Source organism: Pelosinus sp. UFO1 (assembly GCF_000725345.1).
Lineage (GTDB): Bacteria > Bacillota > Negativicutes > DSM-13327 > DSM-13327 > Pelosinus.
In genome coordinates, this window is record NZ_CP008852.1 from 3,678,267 (window position 1) to 3,692,387 (window position 14,121).

The following is a 14,121-nucleotide window of genomic DNA, read 5'->3' on the forward strand; positions in this document are numbered from 1 at the left end:
CCCTTTCTAAGAATTAAAGCCAGCTGACTGTACAGTAGTAACTTCTGTTCTCAACTTGATGCCTTGTTGCTTTTCTACATATGCAGTAGTAAAATCCGTAATCCATCCTCTGAAAAAGTTGGTCACCATCCCAACAAGAAAATATCTTACTGCTAGGTCAACAGTTGGTAAACCCAATTGAGTTATTCCAGCCGCAATTCCAAGAAAAACAAATAATTCTCCAGGATTTATATGTGGGAACAAACCATTCATACTATGGCAGGAAAAAGAGGATGCAGCATAATAGCTAGGTTTATACTTTTCAGGCAAAAATTTTCCTAATGATAAGGTCATCGGATTGCAAAAGAAAAACGTTCCCACTACTGGTAAAATAAGGTATCTAGATATAGGATTGCCACCACACATATGAGCGAGTTTTTCGACTTTCTCTTGACCCACAAATCTAATTAAAGCATTCATAGCTACAAGCAGAATTACTAACGTGGGTACAATTCCAGTTATCATACTTACGAAAACTTTACCACCTTCATTAAACATGCCGATAAAACCTTTGGCTAACACAATGAACATGTCCATACAATACCCTCTCTCTCAATAATTTTTTATAATAGCGTTAAACTGTTATTCTTTCATTTTCTACCCCTATCACCTCCATATCATTTTTCGTCTTATTAATAAACGCTCTATAATTTTCAATAGCGTTCATTATCGCCTTACTAGTTGGTCTGCCTAATCCACTCAATTTATCTTCTTCAAGCTCTAATAAATTTAGATTATTCAAGGAATTGAAAGGCTTCATTCTGGAGAAAATAGAAATACCTTCCATTTTCTCCCCTTTAATGATATTGCAATCTTTGTCAAGACAAAACATTAATACAGCGCCAGCCATTATTCGACCTTTAGACTTGCCAACAACAACCCGGCCCTCTTTTCTTAATAGATTAAATCGCTGATTAAAATGTCTCAATTGCCAAAAGCCAAGTAACCCTTGAAGGATCCACATCCCTGCAGCAACAAGAACAAACCACAACATACAGTTTCCCCCTTTGGTATCAGGTGTTACTTTACATTTTACAGATTATTATAATATTTATCTAGTAACTTTTACATTTTTTACCATAATTATGCAAATCATTACAGCGACACCCTTTTAGTGCATTACTTGACCACCCGTTATATTTACAGATTGCCCTGTTAAATAACTTGCTTTATCTGATGCATAAAAGGTAATTACGTTTGCCACATCCTCAAAAGTGCATCCTCTCTTTAACGGCACTTTATCTATATATGCTTGTTTTACTTCCGATTCGGGTATTCCTAACTTCACTGCATATTGGGGAAGCAAACTTTCAAACATATCTGAATCTAAGAGATTACCAAGCATCATTGCATTTACTCTTATATTATCTTCCGCTAGATCTAAAGCTAAACTCTGCGTTAAACCAACAGCTGCAAATTTTGCAGCTGAGTAGCCGCTGTTAAATTTACTTCCAACCTTACCCGATTTAGAATTAATTCCAATAATGGACCCCTTAATATTTTTCTCAATCATAACCTTTGCTACTTCTCTAGCACAGAGGAAATATCCATTTAAATTAACATCTACAATCCGATTAAATGCTTGTAATTCAAATTCAGTAATTTTACTGCTTTTGGCTATTCCTGCATTGTATATTAATAAATCTACTCTTCCTAATTCATTTACAACCTTTTGTACCATCGCTTTTACTTCATCTTCACTACAAGCATTAACTCCTACTGCAATTCCTTTACCACCGCTTGCATTAATTTCATCTGAAACCTTTTTTGCATTTTCATATACTAAGTCCGCTACAGCTATCTCATATCCTTCTCTTGCCATATGCTTACTTAAATATTCTCCCAAACTTCTTCCTCCACCAACTATAAGTGCTACTTTTGACATAACTATACCTCCTGAGATTATTTCATTTATATTTTTAAATCTAAAAAAGAGACATAGGAGAAGCGATCAATGCTTAGCCCATGGCTCTTACATGCTGGCAACAAATATTTCTTTTATCTTCTTTTTTTTCTTTTTCTATTTTTTCTATTCGTATAATAAAGCTTTCCTTACTCCCTTTAATCACCACTTGATTATATTCAAATAACGTATATATCTTATCGCCTGGTTGTGGAGTTGATTTCATCTCTTTAGCCATATAAATTCCTCCTAAACCATGATTTTGAAATCTTCACCTTGTAAAACGGTAGAAAAAAAACCATGAGTAGCACATTATGCTTAGCCCATGGCCCTTACATAATCTTTAAGCTAACCACACTTTCGTCTTAGTCAGCAAAATCAATTAGTAATTTAGCAGTTTCTTCATCAGAGATTAACACATTTATAAATTTACCCTTAATAGCCCCATATATAGCAGGCACCTTTTCCGGTGAGGACGCAATACCTATTGAATATCTTACATCTCGCAATTTTTCCAAATCAACAGCTATTGTTCTATCCTTTAATACTGTGTCTACCACATTGCCATCAACATCGTAAAACCTTGAGCAAATGTCGCCTACAACCCCTGCGTCTCGCAGGGCATCGCTGTATTCTTTCCCAAAGGAACCCGTCCATACTAAGTTGGATGACTTGATTGGTGCACCAATTCCTAATATTGTAATACTCACTTCATCCCACAACTTCACAATTTTATTACAATTAGCATCTTGCATAATAGCTACTTTGGTTTCTGTCGTTGCCGTAATAGCAGGTGCATACAAATAATGGCTCTTGGCTTTAAATGCATTTGCAACTTTATATACAATGGTATTTACATGATATTCGCTATCCACATTCTCTGGACCGCCCACTAGAGGAATCATATCAGCATTTACTACATCGCATTTCTCCACAGAAGCAATATTAGATAATGCACCAATGGTAGTTCCCCAAGCAAACCCTACAACATCACCATCATTTATGATTCTTTTTAAGACGCGTATTCCCGCTTTTCCAAGATTATTTTTTACTTCATCCGAATCTGAGCTAGAAGGTACAATATAGACTTCTTTTAAGCCAAACTTTTTTTCCAATGCTGTTTCCAGGCTTTCATACAAATCATTTACAACGGAAATTTGTACAATCCCTGCTAACATTGCTTTTTTCAAATACTTGCTTACAGTAGTCCTATTGATACCAAACTTACTAGCTATTTCATTTTGATTCATATTTTCTAAGTAGTACATTTGGGAAACTTTCACAAGTAACCGTCTATCTACATTAAGCATACTTTTCCTTTCCAAACTAATTTATTTTGTTACTTTCCGCCACACTGTCACATTTGTGACAGCGTGTAACTTTCGTTCCGTATCTTTATATTAATATACTTTTCGGAAAATTGCAATACTTAAAATTTGATAATTCCAACATTTTCGCACAGCGTCCTAAATGGGATTCACCATTGCCTACATCAATTGTCTTCTAGTTTTCAAAAAATTATCCCCCCCTTTATTTAGAAGTCAAACTCTTAACAAACTATTCTAGCCAGCATATGAGACAAGGGGACCGGTTCTCTGTCCCACTAAATCCTATCAATCACACTTTTAGATATTCCTGTTATCCCTGCCTAAGTTCGTCGATAAATACCTTTGCCGAATCAGTCTCATCTGTAGGAAAGAAGTAAATAGCGAAATAGTCAATTCCATACGCTTCTCCCGGCTTAATCGAGGGACAAATAACCTGTCCCCATATCCCTTCTAAGAGAATATTTCCAAACACATTCTCCCATACTAAGGATAGTTTATAAAAGGAGATGAATCTTTTGAAAGACAAATTTACCAGAGGCTTTTTCTCAGGAGTTGCGGGTGGATTAGCCGCGAATATTATGAGTTCATTTTTTGGTTTTATAAATTTCACCACTCTTCGTTTTGCGGACTGGACTGGAATTATCCTCTTCGGGCATACTCCACCTTTTAGTACGGGAGAAATCTTGTTTGCACTAACAGCAAACATTGGTTTTACCGGTTTTCTAGGAATTGTATTCACCTATATAATTCCTTTAATCAAAAACACAAATCTTCTTTTTAAAGGATGGGTTTTCTCAACATTTATATGGTTTTTTATTTACTCCGTTACCACTCTGTTTAAAGTTGAGGGAACTATGCCTTTGCCCCTTAATACAGCAATAGCAAATGTTGCTACTACATCTATATACGGTTTAGTTTTGGCTGCAACCTTGGGAAAGGAAGTTGTAAAAAACGCTACTGAAAATGCAAGAAATAATTTCAGGATGGTTCCAGCAATGAAACCAATTAAAAATAACGACGACGACAATGAATAGAGAACCAGCATAGAACAAAAGGACTGTCTAAGCATTTAGCCTAGCAGTCCTTTCTATTACCTAAAATATGAAACTCGATGAATCGTATGGTCTAAACGGTAATTGTCTATAATCAACTCTAAATATGTCTATTATTTACAGCTAAGTTATCTTCATGCCTGGCTCTCTGTTGTTTTTCATGTAGCTTTATCTTTTTAAGTATATTGTATATGCCAACTTATTCCCAGTAAAACCGACTTCAGCAAAACCTATCGATTTAACTAAATCTAATATAGTTTGCTTTCTTTGATAATGGGGGTCAAACATAGTTTCCGAAATTGCAAGTATTCCACCTGGCTTTAATGAGTTATATATTTCCTTAAGAGCAATAATTCTGTTTGGTATCTCACCAAGAACTGCAGCCAAGACTGCCCTATCTGCTTTATAGTCTTTAAGCCTTCCTTCTCCCATTGGAATATTCACAACAATAATATTATGCATATTCTCCTTTAGGGCTTTTCTTTTAACTATATCTAGCATCTCTTGTTGAATATCAACTAAAATAATCTTCCCTTGTTCACCAACTGCCTTTGCCAAGGGTATACTTATTCGGCCTGGGCCACATCCGATATCGAGTATCGTCATTCCTTCTTCAACATCAAGCCCGGAAATAATACTTTTCGATTGACTGCTTCTAGCAAAAGGGTTTTCTAGTTCAACTGCCCGATAAAGCCATGACGGACACGGAACATTTTTCTTCCTGGAGGTAAATTTCCAAGCAAACCAAATGATAAGAAACAAAATAATTATTACGATTGAATATAATAGATACATTCTTTCACCTTCCATAATAGTCATTATGTAAAAACGCCATAGCTTACTGAAAAGTAAGCTATGTCTGTTTTCTCTAACTTTAAAAATATATCCTGCTATATATTTGTGCGATGGATTCTGCTAAGCTCTTATTTGCTCTATGTATTTTATCATTATATACTTTGAAGTAGCTATTTAAACTTACATAAAACTTAAAGTTAGAGGGGAACTATAATGGACGAACAATATTATGAAAAACTATTGAATATAAAAACCTCAGGGGAACAAAAAATATTCAATGAATCATTGCACTATAATAGATATGAGCCAACCTCCTACTCTGTATTAGAAATATTATCTAAGCAATATAATTTCACCGCAGAAGATAATATAGTTGACTTTGGATGTGGTAAAGGAAGACTTAACTTTTACATAAATCACTTTTTTGACTCCACTGTTACAGGTATAGAAATGAGTAGCTTCTTCTATAAACAAGCTATTGATAATAAAAGAGATTATTTAAAGAAACATAAAAAGAAAATAAATGAAATAAATTTCTTAAATTGCTTTGCAGAAGAATATAATATAAATCCCTCAGATAATAAATTCTACTTCTTTAACCCTTTTTCTATACAAATATTTATAAAGGTTATAGGAAATATTTTGATTTCTGTAGAAGACTATGAAAGAACAGTAGATATTATATTGTATTATCCATCATATGATTATATATTTTTTCTAGAAAACAATACCCCCTTTGTACTTTTGAATAAAATAAAATTACCTGATAATGATCCTCGTCATAGTTTTTTAGTGTATAGACTAGACTAAAAAAAACACCCGCATAGTGGTGTTTTTTTTGTAAAATAGTCCTATTTTTCGAATCAACTTATATTTTCACTTAATCTGCATTAGCAACAATTAATGATATAGCTTCTTTAGAAACTGATTTTTCCATATAAAATGCCATAAGAAGATATAAAGGTATACTGATTGCTATATGAATCAATGTGAAGTTTACTCCTAATGAAGCTGCTTCAAATACTACTATAGGAAGTTTTGTGCTTGACCATACGCCTAGAAAAAATATTACATTGGATAACTTCGCTCCTTTTTTTAGGAGAAGAACCCCCATTGGAAATGCTACATATAATGGCCCTGCCGCTACAGTTCCAAGTACAAAAGCTATGAGAAGCCCAATTATCCCTGACCCATGGCCCATGTATCTTATCAAGGTTTCCTTTGGAACCCAAATGTCCATCAGGCCCATAATAATAAAAATCGGAGGAATCAATAAAAGCATTTCCTTTAAATTTGATAGTGTAATATCAAATGCATTTTTACCAATCGTATTATTTATAAAAAAGATTGCTATTTGTACTAAAAGAAATATTAGTGCCCATTTATACGTCTTTAATAGTTTCATTTTACATCACCATCCCTATTACAGCAGTAAATGCTATACAAATGATAAATGATAAAACAATTCGTTTTACAGCGATATTCTTATTAAAATATTTTATCTCTGCTGGAAGAGAAACAATACCAACGGCCATAATTGTTGAAACCAATGCAGCAACTTGCATATAACCTGCCCCGGCTTTAAGCAAAGTCCCTCCAAGAGGAAATGCCACGAAACTTGGAAGTGATACAATAGATCCAATTATTAATGCTATAATTGCACCTAATACACCAGATTCGGAACCTATCAGAGTTGTGATTACTCTTTGGTTAAGAACAGCTAAGGTGATTCCTATAAAAAACATCATTGCAAGCACAACTGGAATCAATTTCTCAAATGACTTCCACGCAACTTTGATGCTTTTTTTAGTTTTGCTCTTATCTTTAATAAATGAAACTAATAATAAAATTCCGGCAACTGAATATAAAACACTTGATACCATTTCGCACCACCTAATCCTAAAAATCTAATCTATCAAATTCGGATAGAAAGTATTCAAGATTTCTTTTTCTTTCTTCGATATCATCTTTATATTCTTTTAGCAACCTACATCCTTGTTCTGTTATGGTATAACACTTTCTTGCTGCTCCTGGATTTGCTGTATCCCAGCAAGCTTCAACAGCATCTAATTTTTCCAATTCAGAAAGTGCGCGGTAAATAGCAGGTCCATCTGCTTTAATATATGGCATGGACTCATTCATCTTATTAAGCAACATAGAACCATGTATACTCTCTTTGGCTAAAAATAATAATATAAATGCCGGCAAATGACGGCCATAATTTAATCTACTCATAAAAATCACCCCTATTTCGTATTAACACCTATGTGTTAATAACAGTATAGTATTAAAAACATTATAATGTCAATTGAGTTTTCATGTGATTTGTTTGGAGGAATCAAAATACATAACTCCTGCAAAGCTAGGCTGCTTTGCAGGAGTTTATCATTATATATTGGTTGCTTTTTATTGGGGGTCTACAATGGTTCTTTTTTTGTCTTTTATTTAACAGCCATATTCCCATCTTCTCTGCTTGCCTTTTCAAATTGAGTTGGACACAACGAGGATTGGGACTATCAGAATAAAAGACCACTCTCCCTTTCAGACAAAAGTGGTCCCCGAGTGCTACCATCATGAATGTAGTCCGTACTTTAATTTTATTAACAATATGTATAATTAAAGGTTTTTTCCATAAAATGGCGTATTAAGACATATTATGTAATATTTCTTAGGGAGATGATGCTTGTATGTTATTTTGGTCCAAAAAAGTTCCTACACCCTCGTCCCTCCCAGCCTCTACTAACCCCATATCATCCTGCAACATAAATATAGACACGCATACCGCGTTGCTTAAGCATAATCAGGAATGTGCAGTAAGCAAAATCCGCAACAAAATTGAGGAAACAGAAATTGCGGCAGATAGTCTGATAGAAATTACAAATAGCATCAATCAATCGGTTGAAGTCCAAATGATTTCCATTGAAAAGGTTGTAGACGAAATCAGTAATTATTCTGCCCTAGCTCAGGAAGTCTGCGCAAGTACGGAGAGCTCTAAGCAAATATCCGGACAAACCTTAAACGTGGCTAACCAAGGACATGATGCTGTTCGCAGTTCTATCCAGGCGATGAGCGCTATCGGACAATCGGTTGTTGACGCCAAAGGTGTCGTTAGCACGCTTGAATACAAAGCTGCTCAGATCAATACACTTCTCGATGTTATTAAAGACATTGCGGGAAACACCAATTTACTTTCTTTAAATGCCTCTATCGAGGCCGCCCGGGCCGGCGAAGCAGGCAGAGGATTCGCCGTAGTAGCCCAAGAAATCAAACATCTCGCGGAACGAAGCGTTGAATCGGTTGATTATATCAGTAAAACCATTGCCGAAATCAACCAGAGCATTAACAAGACCCTGCAGGCTATGGATGCCATTGCCACTAAAGTGCAGTTGGGTACCCAAATTGCAAGCGATACCGCTCAGGTTTTTAATACCATCATTGAGGCTGTCAATAATAGCGGTGCTGTTTATGAAGAAATAAGTGCTGCTATGGGCAAGCAAACGACAAGTCTTGAAAACGTGATGGGATCGACAGGCAATATGACTACTACTTCTCATCAGCTCATCTCCACCGTGGAAGTAGCTTCCCTCTACACTCAATTTGTAAAAACCACTCTATCCTCACTGACCGAGGCTTCAACAGGGCTCCAAACAATATCAACGCACATGCTTGAAAAGGTGTCCTGCGCTCCATTCGCCGGAGCGGCTTTACGGACAAGCCTGCCGAATGAGATTACCACTTTTAATCCACTCATGTCGACAGAATACTTAGGCGGCCACATTCTCTCGAATGCCCATTCAGGACTGCTTTCTATCAACGCATCCGGTCATTTGGCTCCTGGTATTGCTAAGAGTTGGCATTTGGAAGGCGACCGAACATGGGTATTTAACCTTCGTAAGGGGGCCAAGTTTCATAACGGACAGGAAATTACCGCCCAAGATATAAAACAATGCTATGAACGTCTCCTACATCCATCGACCGGATCTCCCAATGCTTGGTGCCTGGAATATGTGGTAGGAGCTGAAGAATACAGTAAGGGTATAGCGAGTACTGTCAGCGGGATCACCGTCCTAAATCGCTACCAACTGAGTATAAGACTGTCCTTTCCTTATAGCGGCTTTCTATTGAACCTAGGACAATTTTACTGTTCCATTACCACTACCGACGATAAGAATAATATCATTGGCTGTGGTCCGTATGTGCTTAACACCGAAGAAGACCTCTGTACACTCAATGCTTTTTCAGAGCATTTTAACGGAGAAGCATATATTAAAACGATTCAGGTACAACTCACGAAAGAAAATGTAGCAGAGGACTTCATTGATGGAAAATATGATTTTATATTCATTGATAATAAGTCATTACTTGATAAACTCAAACCAGTGCCGGACATAAAGATATCTACTAACACTATCATGGGTACTTACTACGCTGGCTTTAATCTCACCTCTACATCCCCGTACGTACAAAACTGCGAGGCCAGACAAGCCTTTAACTACGCCATCAACAAACAGCGAATTATCGATGAAATTTTGGGAGGCCTAGGCAGCGAGAGTAAAGGCCCATTCCCTCCCAGCATCGTAAATGACTCCTCCCTCTCAGGATATAGCTACAACCCTTCTCTAGCAAAAAATTTATTAGTAAAAAGTTGCCTAACAACTGTTCGCCAGAAATTTAGAATTATGTACCGGCAAGATGCGGGACCTACGGTGTTTAACAAGATTACGGAATACATCTTGGAAGACCTGACAAGTATCGGAGTAGTATGCGAGCTTATCAATGTGCCAGCTGCCAAATACCTTGACGTAAACCTGATTAAAAGCAGTGCCGATTTGTATATCGCCCGTTGGGTCGCAGACACGGGTGATCCCGATAATTTTCTGCATCCTCTATTTTCCCCCGGCCTGCGTACAAACCGATCCAGCTATAATAGTGAAATAGTAAATAAAAAATTAGCCATGGCTAATCAGATGATACATCCCGCGAAACGACTTGATATGTACAAAGATATTCAAAAGATGCTCGTACAGGACTGCCCATGGATCTTCCTCTACCATCCCAATATGGCTTACGCTAATAGAAATAATATTTCTGGTATAAAAATGAACCCTTTAGGACTCTTTAAGTATGAAGATATCCTCATGGAGAAAACCTAGTCTTCTAAGAAAATTTTACGCAAAATCACGGTCACGTGCGAAGCATCAACTTCGAACGTGACCGTGATTTTCATTAATTTAAGTTCAATCCTTAAGTTCAACTCGCTTAATTTCTCCAACAACGAACAAATAACAGAAAATAGCAACAAGGCAATGTACAGCAATATAAACTAGCGCACCATTAAATGATCCTGTTATTTTTATAATATAACCAATTGCAATGGGGGTAATGATGCTGGTAAGATTACCAAAAATGTTTAAGACAGCGCCACTCACACCAACCATTGCTTTTGGCGCAGTATCGGAATTGACCGTCCAGCCAAGTTGACCCAGACCTTTACCGAAGAAGGCTACAGACATGACAGCGATGACTATCCATTCCGTGTCCACATAATTACAGGCGATTATCGTGGTTCCTAATAACATCCCTACTATAATCGGTATTTTCCTGGCAATAGTAAGGGAATAACCCCTTTTGAGTAAGAAATCGGATAACATTCCACCCAAAATTCCGCCCACAAAACCAAATATGGCGGGTACAGAAGCAGCAAAACCGGCTTTGAGAATCGTCATTCCACGAGCCTGCACTAGATAAACTGGAAACCAAGTAATAAAGAAATATATTGTAGCGTTAATGCAGTATTGAGCAATATAGATTCCTAGCATCATACGATTTTTGAGTAGTTGTTTAACATATTTCATGTTAGGTCCATCTTGCTTAGCTCCATCTTTCTTTGCTTGATCCATATCGACCAAGCCGCCGCCTTCTGTAATATACTCAATCTCAGCTTCATTCGCCATCGGATGATCTTTAGGATTATGAATAAACTTATTCCATACCAATGTGAAGAGCATTCCTAGCGCCCCCATAACCACAAAGACATAGTGCCAACCATAAGTGAATACAAGCCATCCCATCAACGGCCCAAACAATACGGTGGCAGCAGCTTGACCTGAACTAAAAATGGCTGCTGCAGTACCGCGCTCTGCGGCAGGGAACCAAGCCGCAACAATTCGACTATTTGCTGGAAACGAGGGTGCTTCTGAAGCGCCAACCATAAACCTTAACGCAAACAAAGTAGCAATTGCAGTAAATCCAGCTAGAAAACCAACGAAACCTTGAAATAATGTAAATAAAGACCAAAAGAAAATACTACCTGCATACACTTTTCTTGAACCAAATCGATCTAATAAATATCCTCCTGGTAACTGGCAAAGAACATATGCCCAACCAAAGGCAGAAAAGATATAACCCATGGCTACAGAATCCATATGCAAATCTTTTGCAATCTCTGGGCCGGCCAATGCAATCGTAGCGCGATCGGCGTAATTAATTATAGTAACAATAAATAATATAGCTACAACTATCCAGCGAACATTCGTCTTCTTTGCTGTGGAAGGAGTTATATTTTGTGTAACATCATTGGTCATATTCATAAATCCACCTAGTAGATTTGCTAACACACAAATCTACACTACCCTTTCTTCATTATTTAAAAACGAGTTTGCAGGTTTTTCTCCCAAAAATTCCTCTGACTTACACCTAAGAGTTAAGTACATCCATGCTTATTTTTAATAAAATTTTCTTTATTTTATTAGGTTGTTCACTAGCATTACAATTAGCACGATGAACGTCCCATGGAAAAAATACTGCAAACATTCCTTGTGTGAGAATAACCTGAGTTTCTGCAGCAACATTCTTATAAAATAATATATCTCGCTCACGCAAACAATCTTCATCGATTTCACCAATTCCTGCTATCGGAGCTGAGGTTATCATTTCTTCTCCTGAACAAATATATTGGATATCTATATACTTCTCATGACTTTCTGGTCTACGTTGCTCTTTAGGCTCAGTTTCATATTCTGTAATTTTCGCATAAATTTGCTTGCCTTGGATTTCGTGTTCCCCTAATGACAAGGAGAAAAGATCTGTTTCTAAGAGAAATTTAAGACCAGCCTGTATTCCAGAGGGATATAAACCTATCTCCTCTTTTATGTTTAGCAAATTTCCTATAATCATTGTTTTATATCTACTCTTTCAATATGGTTTCTAATAAAGGAAGTTTGCAGGAACCTTTCCCGCAAACTCCTTCTATTTTTACTACTTTAACTATTTAATAAACTTAACTTGACTACAAATATCTTTAACAATTGGTACTTTCTTCTCGTTGAATATTGCCTTATTCGTTTCAAAGAGATTGTTTCCTTTGGTATCAATGGAAATAATAAGCGGACCAAATTCTTTCACTCTACATACCCAAAGCGCCTCAGGCATTCCAAGTTCCAACCATTCAACTCTCTCAATTTCCTCAACTTCGGTAGCAGCCAGTACCGCACAGCCACCAGGGAACACTGCGTGAACTGCTTTGTGAGTTTGGCACCCTTCCACTGTATTCGGACCCATGCCACCTTTACCGACGATTAGTTTTACCCCAGTCTCTGCGATAAATTCCTTTTCAAACTTCTCCATCCGCATGCTGGTGGTAGGCCCAATGGAAATCATTTTCCAACCATCACCGTCTTTGACAACAATCGGTCCAGCATGGAAAATTGCTAATCCTGCCAAATCAACTGGCAGTTTCTGTCCTAACTCGATAAGGCGGCGATGAGGCACATCACGGCAAGTAACTAAATATCCATTTAGGTATACAACGTCTCCCGCTGTCAATTGCTCAAGGTCTTCATTCTGAATTGGTGTTGTTAAAACTTTTTTCACAGTGTTACCCCCCTGTGTGAAGTAATTTCATAAGTCATATCTTCATTGATTTGAATATTCCCTTTTCTATGAGCCCAGCATCCTATGGATACAGCTACGCTGATGGTCGATGGATGGCGAGCAGCCGATTCAACATGAACGCCCATGACGGAATTTTTGCCAGATAGCCCTTGTGGCCCAAGCCCTAAATCATTGAGACCTTTCTCCAGCAATCGCTCCATCTCTGCGCCCCGCGAATTAGAATGACGTACTCCTAGTGGACGAAACAGTGCCTTTTTCGAAAGTTCTGCCGCCACATCAATGGAACCGCCAATCCCTATCCCTACCAACAATGGTGGGCATGCGTTGATTCCATAGGAAGTCATTACATCAAAAACAAACTCTACAACTCCCTCATACCCTGCTGCAGGCATCAGAGTTTTCCCCTGTCCTGGCAGACTGCAACCGCCGCCAGCCATATATACTTCGATGTTGATCCCTTTTTCATTCGGAATGATTTCCCAATTTATCCAAGGAATACGCTCACCCGTATTAGTGCCAGTATTTTTCTCTTCGAAAATCTGTACGGCGTTATGACGCAACGGCGCTTCCTTCGTGGCTTGTAGAGCTGCTGTGCGCAGAATATCTTGCACCTCGGCTAAGAGCGGGAATTCTGAACCAACCTTGACAAAATACTGAACAACTCCGGTGTCTTGGCAACACGGACGATTCAACTTAGTAGCCAATTCCTGATTTTCAGTCATTGAATCATACACTACCTTTGCCAGATAGGTATCTTCCTGCTCGCGTAACTCTTTTAGCTTAGCTGTGACGTCATCAGGTAGATGTTTGCCCATATAACCCGTAAATTTGGTCATAATATCTGTCATCGCCTGTATTTTTTCTTCTTTGTTCATGTAATAACCCCCTCGTATCATTTTTACTACAAATCAAGTACTTTCTACTGTATTAACCCAATGCCAAGCCACACGAATAAAATAAAACCTAAGCACCTCACCGATTGCTTACCAGCAATACAAATCCATGAGTCCAACATTTTAAGAAAATAGGAGCATCCTTTTTTTTAGAAATCAGCATTTTCAATATATTCAGTCATTGTTTGCTTTTAATAGTATTCTATTATACAATGTTA

Annotated in this window: 17 protein-coding genes; 3 read left to right on the forward strand and 14 right to left on the reverse strand. The window is 37.4% G+C overall.

Annotated features, from left to right (window positions below):
- Positions 1 to 6 precede the first annotated feature (6 nt).
- The 6 genes from UFO1_RS17430 to UFO1_RS25310 form a co-directional block, all read right to left on the reverse strand.
- A complete protein-coding gene (locus UFO1_RS17430) occupies positions 7 to 576 on the reverse strand; it encodes a PTS glucitol/sorbitol transporter subunit IIC (protein WP_038672918.1) in 570 nt (189 codons plus the stop codon).
- Positions 577 to 613: 37 nt separating this feature from the next.
- The gene (locus UFO1_RS17435) at positions 614 to 1,033 is read right to left on the reverse strand and encodes a transcriptional regulator GutM (protein WP_038672920.1); all 420 of its coding nucleotides are present in this window, start codon (positions 1,031 to 1,033) and stop codon (positions 614 to 616) included.
- A 117-nt stretch (positions 1,034 to 1,150) separates the two neighbouring features.
- The gene (gene srlD, locus UFO1_RS17440) at positions 1,151 to 1,924 is read right to left on the reverse strand and encodes a sorbitol-6-phosphate dehydrogenase (RefSeq protein WP_038672923.1); all 774 of its coding nucleotides are present in this window, start codon (positions 1,922 to 1,924) and stop codon (positions 1,151 to 1,153) included.
- 73 nt (positions 1,925 to 1,997) lie between these two features.
- On the reverse strand, positions 1,998 to 2,180 hold the full coding sequence (locus UFO1_RS17445) for a hypothetical protein (protein ID WP_038672925.1): 183 nt from the start codon (positions 2,178 to 2,180) through the stop codon (positions 1,998 to 2,000).
- A 127-nt stretch (positions 2,181 to 2,307) separates the two neighbouring features.
- Complete coding sequence (locus UFO1_RS17450; protein ID WP_038672927.1) at positions 2,308 to 3,252, reverse strand: sugar-binding transcriptional regulator; 945 nt, start codon at positions 3,250 to 3,252, stop codon at positions 2,308 to 2,310.
- A gap of 328 nt (positions 3,253 to 3,580) precedes the next feature.
- A complete protein-coding gene (locus UFO1_RS25310; protein WP_158442844.1) occupies positions 3,581 to 3,742 on the reverse strand; it encodes a hypothetical protein in 162 nt (53 codons plus the stop codon).
- A 34-nt stretch (positions 3,743 to 3,776) separates the two neighbouring features.
- Here UFO1_RS25310 and UFO1_RS17455 point away from each other — a divergent pair, with 34 nt between their 5' ends.
- Positions 3,777 to 4,304, forward strand: coding sequence for a hypothetical protein (locus UFO1_RS17455; RefSeq protein ID WP_236639236.1), 528 nt, complete (start codon positions 3,777 to 3,779; stop codon positions 4,302 to 4,304).
- Between the two features lie 186 nt (positions 4,305 to 4,490).
- Here the strand turns inward: UFO1_RS17455 and UFO1_RS17460 are convergent, their stop codons facing one another.
- A complete protein-coding gene (locus UFO1_RS17460) occupies positions 4,491 to 5,141 on the reverse strand; it encodes a class I SAM-dependent methyltransferase (protein ID WP_051788990.1) in 651 nt (216 codons plus the stop codon).
- A gap of 189 nt (positions 5,142 to 5,330) precedes the next feature.
- Between UFO1_RS17460 and UFO1_RS17465 the strand changes: the two genes are divergently transcribed.
- Positions 5,331 to 5,927 (forward strand): methyltransferase, encoded by a 597-nt coding sequence (locus UFO1_RS17465; RefSeq protein ID WP_038672931.1) that lies wholly within the window; start codon positions 5,331 to 5,333, stop codon positions 5,925 to 5,927.
- Between the two features lie 70 nt (positions 5,928 to 5,997).
- Here the strand turns inward: UFO1_RS17465 and UFO1_RS17470 are convergent, their stop codons facing one another.
- Genes UFO1_RS17470 through UFO1_RS17480 form a run of 3 tightly spaced genes read right to left on the reverse strand, consistent with a single transcriptional unit; the run spans position 5,998 to position 7,352 of the window.
- Positions 5,998 to 6,522 carry a permease gene (locus tag UFO1_RS17470; RefSeq protein WP_038672933.1) on the reverse strand — a complete coding sequence of 175 codons (525 nt, stop codon included), beginning with the start codon at positions 6,520 to 6,522 and terminating at the stop codon, positions 5,998 to 6,000.
- A gap of 1 nt (position 6,523) precedes the next feature.
- Entirely contained in the window at positions 6,524 to 7,000 is a 477-nt protein-coding gene (locus UFO1_RS17475) for a permease (protein ID WP_038672935.1), read from the reverse strand.
- A 16-nt stretch (positions 7,001 to 7,016) separates the two neighbouring features.
- Positions 7,017 to 7,352 (reverse strand): PadR family transcriptional regulator, encoded by a 336-nt coding sequence (locus UFO1_RS17480; RefSeq protein ID WP_038672937.1) that lies wholly within the window; start codon positions 7,350 to 7,352, stop codon positions 7,017 to 7,019.
- A 452-nt stretch (positions 7,353 to 7,804) separates the two neighbouring features.
- Here UFO1_RS17480 and UFO1_RS17485 point away from each other — a divergent pair, with 452 nt between their 5' ends.
- On the forward strand, positions 7,805 to 10,270 hold the full coding sequence (locus UFO1_RS17485; protein WP_038672939.1) for an ABC transporter substrate-binding protein: 2,466 nt from the start codon (positions 7,805 to 7,807) through the stop codon (positions 10,268 to 10,270).
- Positions 10,271 to 10,354: 84 nt separating this feature from the next.
- On the opposite strand, the gene UFO1_RS17490 is transcribed toward UFO1_RS17485, so the two are convergent.
- The 4 genes from UFO1_RS17490 to ttdA form a co-directional block, all read right to left on the reverse strand.
- The gene (locus tag UFO1_RS17490) at positions 10,355 to 11,707 is read right to left on the reverse strand and encodes an MFS transporter (protein WP_038672941.1); all 1,353 of its coding nucleotides are present in this window, start codon (positions 11,705 to 11,707) and stop codon (positions 10,355 to 10,357) included.
- A gap of 106 nt (positions 11,708 to 11,813) precedes the next feature.
- Positions 11,814 to 12,293 (reverse strand): YhcH/YjgK/YiaL family protein, encoded by a 480-nt coding sequence (locus tag UFO1_RS17495; protein ID WP_038672943.1) that lies wholly within the window; start codon positions 12,291 to 12,293, stop codon positions 11,814 to 11,816.
- Positions 12,294 to 12,383: 90 nt separating this feature from the next.
- A complete protein-coding gene (gene ttdB / locus UFO1_RS17500; protein WP_038672944.1) occupies positions 12,384 to 12,989 on the reverse strand; it encodes a L(+)-tartrate dehydratase subunit beta in 606 nt (201 codons plus the stop codon).
- The gene (ttdA, locus tag UFO1_RS17505; RefSeq protein WP_038672946.1) at positions 12,986 to 13,885 is read right to left on the reverse strand and encodes a L(+)-tartrate dehydratase subunit alpha; all 900 of its coding nucleotides are present in this window, start codon (positions 13,883 to 13,885) and stop codon (positions 12,986 to 12,988) included. The genes ttdB and ttdA overlap by 4 nt, the downstream gene beginning before the upstream one ends.
- Positions 13,886 to 14,121: the final 236 nt, after the last annotated feature.